The organism is Photorhabdus antumapuensis (assembly GCF_020387775.1).
Classification (GTDB): Bacteria; Pseudomonadota; Gammaproteobacteria; order Enterobacterales; family Enterobacteriaceae; genus Photorhabdus; species Photorhabdus antumapuensis.
Window position 1 is genome coordinate 13,609 of sequence record NZ_JAHZMK010000060.1, and the last position, 17,862, is coordinate 31,470.

Annotated in this window: 14 protein-coding genes, 2 tRNA genes and 1 pseudogene; 7 read left to right on the forward strand and 10 right to left on the reverse strand. The window is 42.2% G+C overall.

The genetic code is table 11. From position 1 onward, the window contains the following. The first annotated feature begins 107 nt into the window (after positions 1-107). From KZ793_RS20440 to KZ793_RS20460, 5 genes are all read left to right on the forward strand, one after another. Positions 108-1,373 (forward strand): beta-ketoacyl-[acyl-carrier-protein] synthase family protein, encoded by a 1,266-nt coding sequence (locus KZ793_RS20440; protein WP_225817004.1) that lies wholly within the window; start codon positions 108-110, stop codon positions 1,371-1,373. Beyond that, a complete protein-coding gene (locus KZ793_RS20445; RefSeq protein WP_225817005.1) occupies positions 1,370-2,185 on the forward strand; it encodes a MaoC/PaaZ C-terminal domain-containing protein in 816 nt (271 codons plus the stop codon). The genes KZ793_RS20440 and KZ793_RS20445 overlap by 4 nt, the downstream gene beginning before the upstream one ends. Before the next feature lie 56 nt (positions 2,186-2,241). Further along, positions 2,242-2,985 (forward strand): 3-oxoacyl-ACP reductase FabG, encoded by a 744-nt coding sequence (fabG, locus tag KZ793_RS20450; RefSeq protein ID WP_225817006.1) that lies wholly within the window; start codon positions 2,242-2,244, stop codon positions 2,983-2,985. A gap of 321 nt (positions 2,986-3,306) precedes the next feature. Then, positions 3,307-4,479, forward strand: coding sequence for a multidrug efflux MFS transporter periplasmic adaptor subunit EmrA (gene emrA / locus KZ793_RS20455; protein ID WP_225817007.1), 1,173 nt, complete (start codon positions 3,307-3,309; stop codon positions 4,477-4,479). Positions 4,480-4,486: 7 nt separating this feature from the next. Then, the gene (locus KZ793_RS20460) at positions 4,487-6,004 is read left to right on the forward strand and encodes a DHA2 family efflux MFS transporter permease subunit (protein ID WP_225817008.1); all 1,518 of its coding nucleotides are present in this window, start codon (positions 4,487-4,489) and stop codon (positions 6,002-6,004) included. Positions 6,005-6,197: 193 nt separating this feature from the next. Here KZ793_RS20460 and ilvA read toward each other — a convergent pair whose 3' ends face one another. The 6 genes from ilvA to ilvL all read right to left on the reverse strand — a co-directional run bounded on the left by ilvA (position 6,198) and on the right by ilvL (position 12,781). After that, positions 6,198-7,772, reverse strand: a complete 1,575-nt coding sequence (ilvA, locus tag KZ793_RS20465; RefSeq protein ID WP_225817009.1) for a threonine ammonia-lyase, biosynthetic — start codon at positions 7,770-7,772, stop codon at positions 6,198-6,200. 4 nt (positions 7,773-7,776) lie between these two features. After that, entirely contained in the window at positions 7,777-9,627 is a 1,851-nt protein-coding gene (gene ilvD, locus KZ793_RS20470) for a dihydroxy-acid dehydratase (RefSeq protein WP_225817010.1), read from the reverse strand. 67 nt (positions 9,628-9,694) lie between these two features. After that, on the reverse strand, positions 9,695-10,621 hold the full coding sequence (locus KZ793_RS20475) for a branched-chain amino acid transaminase (RefSeq protein WP_225817011.1): 927 nt from the start codon (positions 10,619-10,621) through the stop codon (positions 9,695-9,697). 23 nt (positions 10,622-10,644) lie between these two features. Then, positions 10,645-10,902, reverse strand: a complete 258-nt coding sequence (gene ilvM / locus KZ793_RS20480) for an acetolactate synthase 2 small subunit (protein WP_225817012.1) — start codon at positions 10,900-10,902, stop codon at positions 10,645-10,647. Then, entirely contained in the window at positions 10,899-12,545 is a 1,647-nt protein-coding gene (gene ilvG / locus KZ793_RS20485; RefSeq protein WP_225817013.1) for an acetolactate synthase 2 catalytic subunit, read from the reverse strand. Before ilvG ends, ilvM begins: the two co-directional genes overlap by 4 nt. Positions 12,546-12,682: 137 nt before the next feature. Further along, positions 12,683-12,781: an ilv operon leader peptide gene (gene ilvL / locus KZ793_RS20490; RefSeq protein ID WP_118987509.1), complete on the reverse strand. Its 99-nt coding sequence runs from the start codon at positions 12,779-12,781 to the stop codon at positions 12,683-12,685. 643 nt (positions 12,782-13,424) lie between these two features. Between ilvL and KZ793_RS20495 the strand changes: the two genes are divergently transcribed. After that, the gene (locus KZ793_RS20495) at positions 13,425-14,948 is read left to right on the forward strand and encodes a YifB family Mg chelatase-like AAA ATPase (RefSeq protein ID WP_225817014.1); all 1,524 of its coding nucleotides are present in this window, start codon (positions 13,425-13,427) and stop codon (positions 14,946-14,948) included. Between the two features lie 47 nt (positions 14,949-14,995). Here KZ793_RS20495 and KZ793_RS20500 read toward each other — a convergent pair whose 3' ends face one another. Continuing rightward, a complete protein-coding gene (locus KZ793_RS20500; protein WP_118987503.1) occupies positions 14,996-15,334 on the reverse strand; it encodes a DUF413 domain-containing protein in 339 nt (112 codons plus the stop codon). Between the two features lie 125 nt (positions 15,335-15,459). Between KZ793_RS20500 and hdfR the strand changes: the two genes are divergently transcribed. After that, positions 15,460-16,296 (forward strand): HTH-type transcriptional regulator HdfR, encoded by an 837-nt coding sequence (gene hdfR, locus KZ793_RS20505; protein ID WP_225817015.1) that lies wholly within the window; start codon positions 15,460-15,462, stop codon positions 16,294-16,296. A gap of 359 nt (positions 16,297-16,655) precedes the next feature. Here the strand turns inward: hdfR and KZ793_RS23095 are convergent. From KZ793_RS23095 to KZ793_RS20520, 3 genes and pseudogenes are all read right to left on the reverse strand, one after another. Beyond that, a pseudogene (locus KZ793_RS23095) lies at positions 16,656-16,817 on the reverse strand (IS982 family transposase); the annotation flags it as partial. Between the two features lie 667 nt (positions 16,818-17,484). After that, a tRNA-Trp gene (locus tag KZ793_RS20515) sits at positions 17,485-17,560 on the reverse strand. A 9-nt stretch (positions 17,561-17,569) separates the two neighbouring features. Then, positions 17,570-17,646: transfer RNA gene (locus tag KZ793_RS20520), tRNA-Asp, on the reverse strand. Positions 17,647-17,862: the final 216 nt, after the last annotated feature.

The window sequence follows — 17,862 nt, forward strand, 5'->3', positions numbered from 1 at the left end:
CTCAGCTAACATTCATTTTTATGATGCTTTTATCTACCAATCCTATTATTTGGTTGTATTAAAAATAAAGCATGTCACCAGGAAATAAATTTTGGAGATAATGTTTCATGAATATTCAAAATAGTTATCACCGCGTTGCCGTCACAGGCTATGGTTCTATCTGTTCTCTTGGGCAAAATACCCAAGAAATTTGGGATGCAATTCTAAACTACCGTGTAGGCTACAAAAAGGAAAACCACCCAGACGCTTCTGTCGTAGCAAAGTTTTTCGGCAATATCCCCTTTTCTCCTGATGTATCACGGTTTTCCAAAAAGTTATTAAAAAACCTGCCCAAATTCAGCAAACTTGGGCTGATTGCGGCGGATGAAGCAATCAAGATGGCATTTGGTAACGATAAAGCCACTCTTGACGAAAATTATTCTCCTTTTGAACGCGGCGTCATTTTTGGCACTGGCTGGGGCGGAGAAGATGCAACCGTTGAAAACAGCCACTCCTATGCTGATCAAGGCATTGCCTCACCTATGACCAATATTATGTCTATGCACAGCGTAGGGACGGCGGCGATTTCAATGAACTGGAATTTACGGGGATATCAAAATACCCCGGTTGCAGCTTGTGCAACTGGCAGTATGGCGATAGGTGATGCGTTTGAACTTATCCGCAGTGGACGCACTAAAATGATGCTAGCAGGGGGCGGTGAAAGCATCAGAGATCCCTTCATTGTCTGGAGTATTGATATTCTTGGAGCACTGAGTAAAGAACAGGAATCTGTCGAAAAAGCCTGCTGCCCATTCAGTCAAGATCGTAGTGGTTTCGTTATGTCAGAGGGTGCCGCAATATTATGTCTTGAAGACTATGACAGCGCTGTTGCCAGAGGAGCCAAAATACTGGCGGAAGTGATTGGCTATGGCAATAACTCTGATGCATCAGATATGACAGCCCCGGCATCTGACTGCAAAGGACGGGTCATGGCGATTCAGATGGCTATGGAACAGGCCAAACTCTCCACCTCAGACATTCACTATATTAATGCTCATGGGACATCAACCCCACTAAACGACATTAACGAAACCGATGTTCTAAAAATGAGCCTGGGCGAGCACGCTTATCGTATTCCTATTTCCAGTACAAAATCCTATACAGGCCATCTTATTGCCGGAGCAGGAGCCATTGAATCCATTTTCTGTATCAAAGCGATAGAGACAGCAACGATTCCCGCAACGATGCACTTGAATAACCCTGATCCGCTATGCGATCTAGATTATGTCCCCAATATCCACCGAACTCACCAAGTTATTGACACGGCTTTAAATGTTAACTACGGATTCGGTGGCACAAACTGTGCACTTATTTTCAGGAAGGCCGATAGATGAACGTTCAATTTAGCAAAAAAGATCTCAGTCAATGGGCTAAATTCTCTGGAGACTACAATCCTATCCATTTTGATGAAAAAATCGCAAGAGAAGTTGGGTTGGGTGGTATTGCAGTACACGGCATGCTGGCAATGATCCCGCTCAAAAGCGGATACGATTATCTGTCACAACTAAATGGGGAAATGGGCAGACAGTGGCACGTTAATTTACGCAATCCCGTACCGCTGGATGCCTGCTATTGCGTCAAAACTAAGCACACTGACCGGAATGGGAAAACAACCTTTAACCTGCAAGATGAAACAACCAACCTGAGACCTCTGGTTGGTCACTATAGTTGTTTCGATTTTTCACAAAAAACTAGCTTTCCCGAAAAACCACGTTGCCAAGTTCCCATACAAGAGACAATAAAAAAATCCATCGAATTCAAACATACCTTTCCGGAAGTCAATGAATTCTGGATCTTTCTTGATGCTCTGATGTTTTATCTTTTTATGCAGCAAAGTGCCAAAACCGCACTAGCAACAGAATTTAAAACCTATTTTGGCAAACAAGAATCTGATGAAACATGCCTAAAGGACCTGATTGTCTTGCATGTTATGCATACAGTGAGCTTTTCTCCAGCGCTGCTTAATCGCCAAATCCCAGATGAAATGCCGAACATCGAATATACGATCCTACCAAAAGATACATTCGACGTTGATGGCTCGTTATACGGTACGTTGGAAATCCCGATCTGGCTGAATGGCGAAATCTCTTTAGTTGTTGAGATGAGTCTGATGGGAACAACAAAAAGAAAGCAGATTGCCAACTAAGATCTGATGAATGCGGTATTAGCAGACGGATGACATAAATTTAGAGGAATCACTTAATGAATCTCAACACCCCTTGGGTTTTTATTTCAGGAGGATCACGTGGTATCGGCAAAGGCATAGTAAAAATGCTGGCAGCTCAAAACTATCACGTGGTTTTTACCTATAAATCAAGCATAAATGAAGCTCAAATATTGTGTCAGGAAATTGAACAGCAAGGTTATCGCTGTGAGGGCTATCAATGTGACGTCTCAAACGCCAAAGAAGTCACAACATTGTCAACAGAGCTTATCTCACGATATGGCGCTCCCTATGCCATCATCAATAACGCCGGAATTACACAAGATGCATTACTGATAAATATGAAAGAAGAAGAGTGGCACAATGTAATTTCTACCAATCTTTCTTCTGTCTATTTAGTCAATCACGCATTTCTCCCTGAAATGATCACTGCGGGAGAAGGCTGCATTATCCACATGAGCTCAGTTACTGCGTTTAAAGCTAACTCAGGGCAAGTTAACTACGCTGCAACCAAAGCCGCTATGATCGGTATTACCCGCTCATTAGCGGTTGAAGTTGGCCGATTTAATGTCCGGGTCAATACCGTTGCGCCAGGCTTAATTGACACTGAAATGCTGGATCATATTCCCGCACCACATAGGAAAAAATTATTATCTAACATCCCATTGGGCCGTTTGGGTTCAGTGGAAGATATTGCTCTGACAATCAATTTCCTGCTCAGCCCCGGAGGACGTTACATTACCGGGCAAACATTCGTTATTGATGGAGGAATGACTGCCTGAACCAGTTAAGCAATTAACATCAATGGGTTCGTATCCCTATTTTGTGGTTATTTGTACCCAGATAAATATTCTGGGTACTGACACAAAATACCGTTAATCATTGTCAGATAGGCAATCCAGCCTCTCTGATCAAATGTTAATAACGATAATAAATAATTTTAATACTAATAATACTTGTGGCTTTAAGTGCTAAATATTAGCAATTTTCATTTTATCAAGATGAGAAGGACTTGACCTTGTAGTCGACTCCAAGGTGTTTAATCAAACATAAGCACATTAATAAGACGAATTTATTTTTAATCACTGTGATAGGAGAGGAACATGGCCGGAGAAATACAATCACCTCCGCTTAATGAGAAAAAGTCAAAGCGTAAGTTAGCACTTATCCTCGCAGCTCTCTTATTTGTTTTTGCCGGGTTAGGTTACTTCGCCTATTGGTTTGTTTCTCTACGTCATCAGCAAGTTACTGATGATGCCTACGTTGTAGGTAATCAGGTACAAGTGATGGCCCAGATCACCGGTAGCGTAACTGCTATCTATGCCGATAATACCGATTTCGTTCAACAAGGCGACATTCTGCTACGTTTAGACTCTATTGATGCGGAACATGCTTTTGAGCGAGCGAAAAATACATTAGCTAATAATGTCAGGCAAACTCACCAAACCATTATTGATAATGAAAAGCTATTGGCTAACATTGAGCTCAAACAAACGGCATTACAACAGGCTCAAGATGATTTAAAACGACGTGAACATCTGGGACTCACAGGTGCTATCGCTAAAGAAGATCTGATTCATTCCCGCAATAGCGTTCAAATGGCAAAATCTGAGCTGAATGTTGCTCGACAACAATATCATGCCAACAAAGCATTAGTTATAGACACCCCATTAGATCAACAACCTTCCATTAAACTGTCCGCTTCTCAGCTCCGCGATGCATGGTTAACCTTACAACGCACCCAGATTGTAGCGCCAGTAACCGGCTACGTTTCACGCCGCAGTGTTCAGGTCGGTTCACAAATAAAAAGCGGTACCTCGCTGATGGTTATCGTACCGACAGATCAACTCTGGATCGAAGCTAACTTCAAAGAGGTTCAACTCGCCAATGTGCGTATTGGTCAGCCGGTAACTCTGATTAGCGATTTCTATGGCAATGATGTCATTTATCAAGGCCGAATCGTTGGTCTTGATATGGGAACCGGCAGTGCATTTTCTTTACTGCCGGCACAAAACGCCACCGGTAATTGGATCAAAGTGGTTCAACGTTTGCCTGTCCGTGTTGAATTGGAAGCACAACAACTTATTGATCATCCTTTACGCATTGGTTTATCCATGCACGCCACGGTTGATACCCGAAATCGGGATGGACTGGTGCTTGCCGACACTCCTCGTAATAGCATTGTTTATGAAACCAATGTCTTGTCTTACAACACAGGAGAAATTGATCGGCTAATTAACGAAATCATTCAAGTTAATACCAGTCAAAATAAGTGAGGTTAACATGCTAAAAGAGCCATTATCAGGAGCCAAACTTGGCTGGTTAACCCTGGCTTTAGCATTAGCCGCTTTTTTACAAATATTGGACCTGACCATTGCTAATGTCGCAATATCGACGATTGCCGGAGACTTGGGTTCATCAGTATCGCAGGGAACCTGGGTTATTACCTCATTTGCTGTTGCTAACGCGATCTCTATCCCATTAACAGGCTGGTTAGCAAAACGGTTCGGAGAAGTCCGAGTTTTCTTAATTTCAATGCTACTGTTTGTGATCACTTCCTGGTTGTGCGGTATTGCCAATAGCCTGGAAATGTTGATTATTTCCCGCGTTCTGCAAGGTATCTCCGCCGGGCCAATTATGCCCCTTTCGCAAAGTTTGCTACTCAACAACTATCCTCCGCTAAAACGCAATATGGCATTGGCACTGTGGTCAATGACTATCGTTATCGCTCCGGTTTGTGGTCCAATACTCGGCGGTTGGATCAGCGACAACTACCATTGGGGATGGATCTTTCTCATCAATGTTCCGGTTGGCTTTGCCGCCATTGCTATTACCTGGATGCTGTTAAAAGACCGGGAAACTGAAACAACGGCTAGGTCAATTGATATCGTAGGACTAATTTTATTGGTCATCGGTGTTGGTTGTTTTCAGCTATTGCTTGATAGAGGAAAAGAGCTTGATTGGTTCAACTCAACAGAAATTATTACATTAGCCATTATCGCAGTTATTGCCATAACTTTCCTGCTCATCTGGGAATTCACCGATGATGATCCGATCATTGATTTATCACTATTTAAATCACGTAATTTTACTATCGGTACTTTATGTATCAGTTTAGCTTTCCTACTCCATATAGGCACTCTGGTTTTGCAACCTCAACTATTGCAAATAGTATTTGGTTATACAGCCACTTGGGCAGGATTAGTAATGGCTCCATTAGGGATAGTGCCAATAATGCTCGTTCCACTTATTGGTCGTTTTAGTTCAAAAATTGATATGCGTTATTTAGTTATGTTTAGCTTTATTATTTTTGCACTCTGTTTCTTTTGGCGAACTAATACCTTTGAGCTATCAATGGATTTTGCCACTGCTGCCTGGCCACAATTTATTCAGGGCTTTGCTATCGCCTGTTTAATTATGCCACTAACAGCCATTATATTATCTGATGTTGAACCCGCTAAAATCGCCTCTGCGGGCAGTTTATTTAACTTTTTACGCACTCTGGCAACATCCGTGGGTACTTCCATTACCACTACCATGTGGTCCCGTCGCGAAGCTGTCCACCATGTCCAGTTAACTGAATCGATAACTCCCCATAATCCTATTGCCCAACAAGCCTATGAGAAAATGGAACAATTAGGGATGTCACAAGCCCAAGCCAGTTACTCTCTGGCACGTGAAATCACTAATCAGGGATTGATCATTGCTGCTAACGAGATTTATTGGCTATTTGGCTTTATTTTTCTGATCTTGCTGCTCTTTATCTGGTTGGCAAAACCCACTGTTGGAGAAAAGAAATAACACAATGATCAATAAAACAAAATAAGCTTGATAACAGAACTATCAGTATTTAATGGCAAAATAATCAAAGAACTTATTATTGAGCTCTTTCCAGCGGGACATCAGCAAATATTAAATCTTGTCAAAATAGCACCTTATCAAGGCGCTATTTTGTTGCTCTATAGAACATGTGTTCTCATTAGAAAGACACCGATCAACCCCTGGCCGTTTCAGACGCCTGGCACATTAAAAAGAATTTAAACGCGGGGGTATCCGTCTCATCGTGATACGCATAGCCTAATGCATCAAGATGGCGTTTAAAACGCACTTCCGCTTCTGACAATTCAAATGCGGCCAACACCCGGCCATAATCTGTACCATAATTGCGATAATGGAATAACGTAATATTCCAGTAAGTTCCCAAAGTTTGGAGGAATTTGAGTAAAGCCCCTGGTGATTCAGGAAATTCAAAACTAAACAAGCGCTCTTTCAATGGCTTAGATGGGCGACCACCGATCATATAGCGAACATGTAATTTCGCCATCTCATCATCTGAAAGATCGGCAACCTGATACCCTGCGGTACGCAATTCCTTAATAATTTCCCGTCGTTCTACCTCACCACGACTCAGGCGAACACCAACGAAAAGACAAGCCTGATCAGGATCTGCATCCGTATAACGATAATTAAACTCTGTTACCACCCGATCACCCAATTTCTGGCAAAAACTCAGGAAACTCCCTTTCTGTTCAGGAATAGTCACTGCCAGCAATGCTTCCCGCTGCTCGCCCAATTCACAACGCTCAGAAACATAACGTAACCCGTGGAAGCTTACGTTAGCACCAGAAAGAATATGTGCCAGTCGTTCACCTTTAAGCTGATGTTGCTGAACATACTTTTTCAATCCAGCGAGTGCCAATGCACCGGATGGCTCAGCAATCGCACGTACATCTTCAAACAGATCTTTTACCGCAGCACAAATAGCATCACTGTCTACTGTGATAACATCATCCACATATTGCTGACACAAACGAAATGTTTCATCACCGATACGCTTAACAGCAACACCTTCAGCAAACAAACCAACTCGTGGTAAATCTACCGGATGTCCAGCTTCCATTGCTGCCTTCAAGCAAGCTGAATCTTCCGCTTCCACCCCAATAATTTTGATTTCTGGCATCAGTTGCTTAATCAACACTGCCACTCCAGCAATCAAGCCACCACCACCAACAGGTACAAAGACTCGATCCAGACGCACATCCTGTTGCAAAAGCTCCATTGCCAATGTTGCCTGACCTGCGATTACAGCAGGATGATCAAACGGAGGAACAAAGGTATAGCCCTCCTGTTGTGCCATTTCTATTGCTTTGGCTTTAGCCTCATCAAAATTAGCACCATATAACAGAGCATTACCACCAAAACCACGGACTGCATCGACTTTAATATCCGCTGTAGTGACCGGCATAATAATCAGAGAGTTAATTCCCAAGCGATTGGCAGAAAGTGCAACCCCCTGAGCATGGTTACCGGCTGACGCGGTAATCACTCCCCGGTTTTTTTGTTCCTCAGTCAAACTCGCAATCATGGCATACGCACCACGGAGCTTGAAACTGTGAACAGGTTGCCGATCTTCCCGTTTTACCAAAATAGTATTTCCCAAGCGGGCAGAAATTTTCTCCATTTCCTGCAAGGGAGTCACCTGAGCAACTTCATAAACAGGCGCGCTTAATGCTGCTTTCAAATACTCTGCACCATTTGGCGCGGAAGTTAAGGGAAGAAATGCAGCCATATGATTATCCCCCTAACTTAGATTTATCACGGACAGCCCCTTTATCCGCACTGGTCGCCAATGAGGCATAAGCTCTTAGAGCAAACGATACCTGACGTTCACGAGCTTTTGGTGTCCACGCTTTATCACCACGGGCAAATTCCACTTCTTTACGGGTAGCAAGGATCCTTTCATCCATATCAAGTTGAATTTTCCGCAGTGGAATATCAATATCAATAATATCGCCATCTTGAACCAAACCGATTAGCCCACCATTAGCCGCTTCGGGAGAAACGTGGCCAATCGATAAACCCGAGGTACCACCAGAGAAACGACCATCGGTAATCAATGCACAGCTTTTACCTAGCCCCATTGATTTTAGATAAGTCGTCGGATACAACATTTCCTGCATGCCAGGCCCACCCTTTGGCCCTTCATAACGAATTACCACCACATCACCAGCAACGACTTTTCCACTCAGGATCGCATCAACCGCATCCTCCTGACTGTCGTAAACTTTGGCTGGCCCACGAAACGTCAGACTGCCCTCATCAACTCCTGCGGTTTTTACAATACAACCAGCTATAGCCAAATTACCAAATAGAACAGCAAGACCACCATCCCGACTATAGGCATGTTCAATGTCGCGAATACACCCTTCAACACGGTCAGTATCCAACGAAGGCCAGCGACAATCTTGTGAAAATGCCTGAGTAGTACGGATACCCGCGGGGCCTGCCAAATACATCTCCTTCACTGGCTCATCTACCGTCTGCATCACATCATACTGATTAAGCGTTTGTAACAAATCCAGACCCAAAACATTTTTAACCTGACGATTCAACAAACCCGCTCTATCCAGCTCACCTAAAATACCGATCACACCACCAGCACGATGAACATCTTCCATATGGTATTTTTGTGTACTTGGTGCAACTTTACATAGATGAGGGATCTGACGAGACAGACGGTCAATATCCGCCATAGTGAAATCAACTTCCCCTTCCTGCGCCGCAGCCAGTAAATGAAGCACAGTATTCGTTGAGCCACCCATGGCAATATCCAACATCATCGCATTTTCAAATGCGGCTTTCGTTGCAATACTACGCGGCAGAGCACTGTCATCATTTTGTTCATAATAACGCTTAGTCAACTCAACAATGCGCTTGCCTGCATTCAGAAACAGCACCTTGCGATCTGCATGAGTAGCCAGTAATGAGCCATTCCCCGGTTGAGACAAACCCAGTGCTTCTGTAAGGCAATTCATTGAGTTAGCAGTAAACATGCCTGAGCAGGAACCGCAGGTTGGACAAGCTGAACGCTCAATTTGATTGCTATCCTCATCACTGACATTCGGGTTAGCACCTTGGATCATGGCATCGATCAGATCCAATTTGATGATCTGATCTGACAATTTAGTTTTACCTGCCTCCATAGGACCACCGGAAACAAAAATCACCGGAATGTTCAGACGCAATGCTGCCATCAGCATACCTGGGGTAATTTTGTCACAATTGGAAATACACACCATAGCGTCCGCACAATGTGCATTCACCATATATTCAACAGAATCAGCAATTAATTCACGTGACGGCAGAGAATAGAGCATACCACCATGCCCCATTGCGATACCGTCATCCACCGCTATGGTATTGAACTCTTTTGCAACACCGCCTGATGCTTCAATCTGTTCCGCAACCAGTTTACCTAAGTCCCGCAAATGAACATGCCCTGGAACAAACTGAGTAAATGAGTTAACTACCGCAATAATCGGTTTACCGAAATCTGCATCGGTCATCCCTGTCGCACGCCATAAAGCGCGAGCTCCTGCCATATTGCGGCCATGAGTCGTAGTGGCAGAACGGTACTTAGGCATTATCTTCACTCCCATGTTATCAAAACAGGCGGGGAACGAACCGCCCGTTAAATTATTTATAGTTCTATTAAGGATTGACTGGATCTAACCAGCCCCATTTATCATCTGTAGTGCCATCAAACAAGCCAAAGAAGGCTTGTTGAATTTTCTTAGTAACAGGTCCACATCTACCGATACCAACCTGAATATCGTCAACACTGCGAACGGGTGTGATTTCAGCCGCTGTACCAGACATAAAAACTTCATCAGCTAGGTACAGAGATTCGCGCGACAATACCTGCTCACGTACTTCCAGCCCCAAATCTTTCGCTAATTTAATAATGGCATCACGGGTAATTCCTGGTAATGCAGATGAAGTAAATGGTGGAGTGAACAATATGCCATCTTTTACTTCAAACAGATTTTCACCCGCTCCTTCAGAGATATAACCATAAACATCCAGTGCAATACCTTCTTGATATCCACGACGACGGGCTTCACTACCCACCAAAAGTGAAGACAGGTAGTTACCACCTGCTTTGGCCGCAGTTGGTATTGTATTTGGTGCCACACGATTCCATGAAGAAACCATCGCATCAATTCCCTGATCCAGGGCTTCTTCTCCCAGATAAGCCCCCCAAGGAAAAGCGGCAATAATAACATCCGTTTTATAGCCAGCAGGTGGATTAACCCCCATGCCAACATCACCGATAAAGACCAGTGGACGTATATAAGCACTGACTAAATTATTTTTACGAAGGGTTGCCCGACATGCTTCCATTAATTCATCAACACTCTGGCTCAACGGCATACGATAAATCTTTGCAGAGTCATGTAAACGCTGCATATGCTCACGATGGCGGAAAACCACTGGCCCTTTATGAGAATCATAACAGCGAATTCCCTCAAAAACAGATGTACCGTAATGTAAAGCATGGGACATTACGTGAACTTTAGCATCTGCCCAAGGAACCATTTCACCATTGAACCAAATGTAATCGGATTGCTTCGTCATTCTCTTATTCCTTTATTTCTACGTTATGCACGTATGAGTTGTGATTTTTTTTGCAGGATCTTGACGCCAGCGACATCCACTAATTTAGTCAATTGTGAAGACAACAAATTAACCGGTTTTTGGCTGGCAACAATTAATTCGATATTAACATTATCGCCATCCATTGTTTGATCCATATTCATTGAACATATCTGAAATCCACGATGACGCGTTACCCGTAAGATACGCTCTAATATTTCAGGACGGAAACGAGCATGGATTGCAAGTTGATGCTGCATCATAATGATTTCTCCAACATAGTTTCATTGCTTGCACCGGGAGGGACTAACGGCCAAACGTTCTCTAATTCTTCAATGGATACCTGTAATAAATAAGGGCCCTTACTAGTGAATAATGCATTTAGCGCTTCATCAATCTGTGATTTCTCAGTGATATGTTGCCCCGGAATATCAAAAGCTTTTGCTAATGTGACAAAATCAGGGTTATCTGTTAACGTCGTTTCGCTATATCGCTTATCAAAGAACAGTTCCTGCCATTGCCGCACCATTCCCAATCGCTGGTTATCCAACAACAAAATTTTTACTGGTAATTGCTTGCGTTTAATTGTCCCCAATTCTTGAACATTCATCATAAAAGAACCATCTCCAGATACACAGATCACCATATCTTCCGGTCGAGCAATCTGAGCACCAATCGCAGCAGGGATACCAAATCCCATTGAGCCCAATCCACTCGATGTAATGAAATTTTCAGGTCCATCAAAAGTCATATGCTGAGCTGTCCACATTTGATGCTGCCCAACATCGGTAGTAATAACCGTATTAAATGTTTTACGATCTGAAACTTGCTTCAATAACCAAGGCGCATAGATACGCTCTCCTTGATGGTCATAACACCAAGGATATTCAGCTTTCAGATACTTAACTTCCTGTTGCCAAGGCATAATTGACAACGGTTGCTGCAAACGAGGCAATAATGCCTTCACATCCCCCAGTAACGACACATGAGCCTGACATAATTTACCCAATTCTGCTGGATCGATATCCAGATGAATGATTTTTGCATTCGGCGCAAAAGTATTGAGTTTGCCAGTCACACGATCATCAAAACGAGCACCTACAGCAATCAGTAAATCACATGACTGGACAGCAAGATTGGCCGCTTTCGAACCATGCATCCCAAGCATTCCCAGATAGCACGGATGTTCTGAATCGGCAGCTCCCAAACCTTTCAACGTAGAAACAGCCGGTATACCTGTTTCCACAACAAAATCTCGCAGAACAGAAACTGCTTGAGACATCCCTACTCCACCACCGACATACAACACTGGCTTTGCCGCAGCCGCAATCATCTTCCGGGCTTGTTCTAATTCACTTTCCGAGCAGGGCTCCTTTTGCTCAACGGGTACCAAATGTGGTACCAAATTCCCCTCTTTCAGCTGAATATCTTTAGGAATATCAATCAAAACTGGGCCAGGTCGACCACTAGTGGCAATAGAAAAGGCTTCCGCCATAATTTGGGGTAAATTTTCCAGTGAGTCCACTAAGAAACTGTGTTTAGTACAAGCAAGGGAGAGACCTAAAACATCGACTTCCTGAAAGGCATCAGTTCCAATCAATTCAGAACCAACCTGACCAGTGATAGCAACAACAGGAACAGAATCTAACAACGCATCGGCTAATCCAGTGATTAAGTTTGTTGCTCCCGGTCCCGATGTAACGATACAAACTCCCGGCTTACCACTGGCTCTCGCATAACCGATTGCAGCCATAACTGCACCCTGTTCATGCCGACAAAGTAAGTGCTCCACACCACCATCGTACAAAGCATCATAAACCGGCATGATCGCACCACCAGGGTAGCCGAAAACCTTATCAACACCCTGCGTTCGTAATGCTTTTACAACCCACTGCGCCCCGTTCATTTTCATATCCCCTGTGTTTACCCTGTGAGACCAGATTTTGTTCTGTTGTATGTTTCCGTCTCTATCTGATTTTGCTTGCCGAAAAAAAACCCCCGCGCCTTTCGGTGCGGGGGTCTTCGAGAGATCTGGCTGTTCTTCTAAGCCTTTCTTCGTCCAAGTGCAGCCCCGCACGGTGGGATAATAATCACCACCACGCTGACTATAATTAGGCTAATCACTTGGACAAATATATTCATAATCTTGGTCGTTTTAACTCGTTTGTTTAATCTATATTTAAGAGTTATCACGTTCTTCACAGCTTGACAACTTTTATTTTGTTTTATTCCTCGACATGAAAAAATGTTGTTTATTTTCAAAAAGATATTTTTCAATTAGATTATTTTCCCATAAATGAATTAAATTTAGGTGATAAAATCCAGATTATTATATAAAAACAATATATCACATTAATAAATAACAAATAAAACAAATCATTCAACTAAAACCAAGTAAAGATCTTATTATTAATCACCTGGGTGACAAAATCCCCAGTTAAGAAATAAAGCAAAAACATATAAAACACTAATTTAATCTACTGTGAAAACATATATAAACTTGAATTCAAAATAAATAAAAAACCAATATCAAAACACCAAAAAAATAATAAAAATTCATCATAACAACAATACGAAAAATAAATTATATGATTAAAATTACGGATATAAAACAAATAAACATCAATTAATTTAAATAAAAATCATCTAACGAAAATTTAAGAAAACAATTCTTTTAACCACCTAGTAGAATATTTCTTAGAGCCGTCTCGCAAAAAAATAATAAGACACTATTTATTATCTCATTTCAGCCCATCATATGCGTTTTCTTACTAAGGAGAATAGGATGGCCCTCGCTGTTATTTATACCAGAGCGACTATAGGTATTCATGCCCCCATTGTTACTGTTGAAGCGCATATTAGTAATGGCTTACCTGGATTGACTCTGGTTGGTTTGCCTGAAACAGCCGTAAAAGAAGCAAGAGATCGTGTCAGAAGCGCGTTGATCAACAGCGGGTTTACCTATCCGCCTAAAAGAATCACCGTCAATCTTGCACCAGCAGACCTTCCCAAAGAAGGTGGCCGTTATGATTTGCCGATTGCTATCGCTATTCTGGCAGCTTCAGAACAAATACCTACCGATAAACTGAACCGTTATGAATTTCTTGGTGAACTCGCGCTATCCGGGAGCTTACGGAGAGTTAATGGTGCAATTCCAGCTGCGCTAAGCGCGGGAGACGCAGGCAGGCAACTTATTCTATCGACAGAAAACGGAACAGAGTTAGCAATCTTATCTCAGGATGCAACGTTAATGGCAGAACACCTCTTGCATATCTGCCACTTTCTTCAAGGAGAAAAACAACTGCTGACAACAACAATCCGGCATGAGTTTTCAACAGAACAATCACAACCGGATCTTCAGGATATTATTGGTCAGGAACAAGCAAAACGCACACTGGAAATCGCAGCAGCAGGCGGACATAATCTTTTACTACTGGGCCCTCCAGGGACAGGAAAAACGATGCTAGCAAGCCGCCTATGCAGTTTATTACCGCCATTAACAAACAAAGAAGCCCTTGAGGTTGCCGCTATCAATAGCCTGGTAGATACCTACCTTCCACCAGAACAATGGCATACACGCCCATTCAGAGCACCTCATCACAGTTCTTCAATGGCAGCGCTAGTTGGTGGTGGTGGACTTCCTAAACCCGGTGAAATATCACTTGCTCACAACGGTGTGCTGTTTCTGGATGAACTTCCTGAATTTGAACGCAGAGTCCTTGATGCCCTCAGAGAACCACTGGAGTCAGGGGAAATAATCATATCCAGAGCCAGAGCAAAAGTTTGTTTTCCTGCTCAGGTTCAATTAATAGCAGCAATGAATCCCAGCCCTACAGGCCATCATCAAGGAATTCACAATCGAAGTAATCCTCAGCAAATACTTCGATACCTGGCAAAACTTTCCGGGCCTTTTTTAGATCGTTTTGATCTCTCAATTGAAGTTCCTCTGTTACCCATTGGAACATTGAGTAGCCCAATTAGATCAAGCGAAAGCAGCAAAGATGTGAAATTAAGAGTACTGACAGCACGAAAAATACAATTGAAACGCTGTGGAAAAATTAATGCTCATCTGAATAGTAAAGAGACAGAAACATTTTGTAAGCTCAAACCTAACGATGCCGTGTTTCTGGAAGAAACACTAACAAAGTTAGGACTTTCCATCCGGGCATGGCATCGAATTCTGAGGACATCCCGGACACTCGCCGACTTAGAAGGAAAAAAAGAGATAGAAAAACTACATATTATGGAAGCCTTAAGCTACCGTAGTATGGACAGACTATTAATACAGTTACAAAAACAATCAGGTTAAAAATGAAAAAAGGGGCAAAGCCCCTGTACTAATAACTTGTGATGATATTAATCATCAGTGTCGGTATAGTCATCAGAAGAATCAACCTGAGGCTTACCACCTGACAGGGTATGGAAACGTTTTGGACGACTAATCCTTGCCAAATATTTGGTCCATACTTTTTCTTCCATCGTCACAGGCTTACGTTCACCCCGGCAAACAGCAACAAACAGTTTTTCTATTTCTGTTTGAGGCTCACGTTTACCGAGATCTAACTCATTGAACGCATAACCATGACGCTCTAGCAATTGCGCCTCTTTAATGGTGAAATCGCCATGGCGGGAAAACCCGCGAGGATAATGTTTGTTATCAAAAAAACGATTAGTCGTGATGAAGCTTTCGGCCATCTGACACACTCCTAATTCTATTACTGTTACTATCATGCTAATTATGGCGCGGAGTATTAGATAGGCCTGGCATTCTGTAAAACAAAACATTTAAATCTTAACGATAAAAATTATTGGAGAAACATGTGGACACCGAATTACTGAAAACCTTTCTGGAGGTCAGTAAAACTCGTCACTTTGGTCGGGCAGCCGAATCACTATACCTGACACAGTCAGCAGTCAGCTTTCGCATACGCCAATTAGAAAACCAATTAGGTGCTAATCTTTTCACGCGTCATCGCAATAACATCCGTCTTACAGCCGCTGGCGAACGCCTTGTGCCGTATGCAGAATCACTGATGAATACCTGGCAATTGGCTAAAAAAGAGATAACACATGCATCTCAACATACTGAATTGACAATTGGCGCTACCGCATCATTATGGGAAGCATATTTAACCCCTTGGCTACAAGATTTCTATAAAAGACATCAGGAACTAAGATTAGAATCCCGGGTTTCTACGCGGCAATCCCTTGTTAAACAACTTCATTCGCGTGAGTTAGATCTACTAATAACGACTGAACCACCTAAAATGGATGAATTCCAAAGCTTGTTATTAGGGAATATTTGCCTGAAATTATTAACGACGGAAGAAAATCTGCAATACCAAGTTGAAAACTACATCAAATTAGAATGGGGAGCTGATTTCCATCACCAAGAACAACGGATTTTAAAAAGTGAACAATTGCCCATCATTACAACCACTTCTGCACATATAGCTCGCCAGCTGCTCAACAGTGTCAGAGGAGCCGCATTCCTACCAATACACTGGCAAAACGAATATTCAAAACTTGTCTCTTACCCAAATACTGAACTAATTGAACGCCCATTATACGCTATATGGCTACAGAACAACGATCAACAAGCATTGATTCAGCAGCTATTAAAAATACCTATCATCAATACTTCTACAAGAGATTAAGAAGCATCCATATAAATCATTTAATTAGCAAGTATATGTTCTGCAAAATTTATGGATAGCAATACTATACGAAAACAAGAGTGAAAATAGTAAGGGAGAAAGAAATCTTAGATCGAGCATAAAGTGGGATTACTTTTGCCATCTTCCCACATATAGCGCCCTACTTACCCAAGTAATCCTTACGTATAGTTTGAAACTGTGACCTGAATCAGACGTAGTGTTCCTACCTTATCGTTTCAGGTATCCTTTCCTTCAAACCGAGCTTTTTCTAAGAAGAAAACTTTCACAATCAAAATATTAACTAAGATCCATTCGTACATATCCTCTAGACACTTAGTTCAGAAGGATTTTAACTAATCTCAGCTTTGCTTAAGGATAGCAATTTCAGAATCACGTAAATTTAAGCTCGGCTTTTTCGGTTGGAATGTATACGCAATTAAATCCGATACAACTTCCAACAAAAAGCTGACTATGCTTCGAAGTCTTGAATGTTCTATCTGAGAAATATTTTTCAATTGGTCATATAAGTTTATCCTCTTTGTCAGAGACATAGGAGATATCGCCATGATTAGACTTATAAAATAGATGCTCAAGGCACAAGATACCGTTCAATCTTAAAAGCGATAAAGAGGCTATGCTGTTGTAGTTTACTCTGAACTACGAACTTTATTGAATGACAACTCTAAAGTTCAGGTTAATGATAACAAACTCACAACAGCATCCCTGATGATCAGTCAGGGGATTATCGCTCTGCAAAAGTGATAATCAAGATATAAGGTTAACTAGTATGAAAATTGCCAAAAAGTCTAAAAAGTTATCTATAAGAATTCCCTTTGATAATAGATAATTAGAAAGAAAGGTTTTATTGCTATAAGATCGAATAATATTGAGAAAAAATTATCTAACTGAAAAACATATAACAACATCAATGATGAATTCAAATCGATGGCAATATTGGCTTTACAAACCAGACAATATTTGGGAACAAATTTTCCAAGTAAGATCATTTATAGAGAAAAGGTTCACATAAGGGATTTTTAGTGTAACGGCGAATCCGTTTTTCTTACAAAATCCCATTAAGAAAAAGGCGCTGACCAAAAAGCCAGCGCCTTATCAATAATCTGACCCAAGTAGCATATATGGATCACCAATATTATAAACTACCTTCGTTGCTACTCAGCTTATAATTGGCAGGGGCGGAGAGACTCGAACTCCCAACACCCGGTTTTGGAGACCGGTGCTCTACCAATTGAACTACGCCCCTAAATTAAGGTGGCGGTGCGGACGGGGCTCGAACCCGCGACCCCCGGCGTGACAGGCCGGTATTCTAACCAACTGAACTACCGCACCACCGAATTTCTTGTTCTTTATGTTGTTACCACAACATAAAATTTCAATGCCAATCAGGGCAGTTTACAAATGACCTTTCTGCCATTCGTCCTTCGGACTATCGCTGCTCGCGACATTCAAATCCGTTCCCGACGGAGTTGTCCTACTCGCTACCACTAGTGCCTTATGTTGCTTTTCTGTCGCTACACAATGCTAAATTAAAGCCTGGCAGTTCCC

Bases quoted from the DNA above. Each gene is read 5' to 3' on its own strand.
- KZ793_RS20440 (WP_225817004.1), top strand. From the start codon at position 108: ATGAATATTCAAAATAGTTATCACCGCGTTGCCGTCACAGGCTATGGT.
- KZ793_RS20445 (WP_225817005.1), top strand. From the start codon at position 1,370: ATGAACGTTCAATTTAGCAAAAAAGATCTCAGTCAATGGGCTAAATTC.
- fabG (WP_225817006.1), top strand. From the start codon at position 2,242: ATGAATCTCAACACCCCTTGGGTTTTTATTTCAGGAGGATCACGTGGT.
- emrA (WP_225817007.1), top strand. From the start codon at position 3,307: ATGGCCGGAGAAATACAATCACCTCCGCTTAATGAGAAAAAGTCAAAG.
- KZ793_RS20460 (WP_225817008.1), top strand. From the start codon at position 4,487: ATGCTAAAAGAGCCATTATCAGGAGCCAAACTTGGCTGGTTAACCCTG.
- ilvA (WP_225817009.1), bottom strand. From the start codon at position 7,772: ATGGCTGCATTTCTTCCCTTAACTTCCGCGCCAAATGGTGCAGAGTAT.
- ilvD (WP_225817010.1), bottom strand. From the start codon at position 9,627: ATGCCTAAGTACCGTTCTGCCACTACGACTCATGGCCGCAATATGGCA.
- KZ793_RS20475 (WP_225817011.1), bottom strand. From the start codon at position 10,621: ATGACGAAGCAATCCGATTACATTTGGTTCAATGGTGAAATGGTTCCT.
- ilvM (WP_225817012.1), bottom strand. From the start codon at position 10,902: ATGATGCAGCATCAACTTGCAATCCATGCTCGTTTCCGTCCTGAAATA.
- ilvG (WP_225817013.1), bottom strand. From the start codon at position 12,545: ATGAACGGGGCGCAGTGGGTTGTAAAAGCATTACGAACGCAGGGTGTT.
- ilvL (WP_118987509.1), bottom strand. From the start codon at position 12,781: ATGAATATATTTGTCCAAGTGATTAGCCTAATTATAGTCAGCGTGGTG.
- KZ793_RS20495 (WP_225817014.1), top strand. From the start codon at position 13,425: ATGGCCCTCGCTGTTATTTATACCAGAGCGACTATAGGTATTCATGCC.
- KZ793_RS20500 (WP_118987503.1), bottom strand. From the start codon at position 15,334: ATGGCCGAAAGCTTCATCACGACTAATCGTTTTTTTGATAACAAACAT.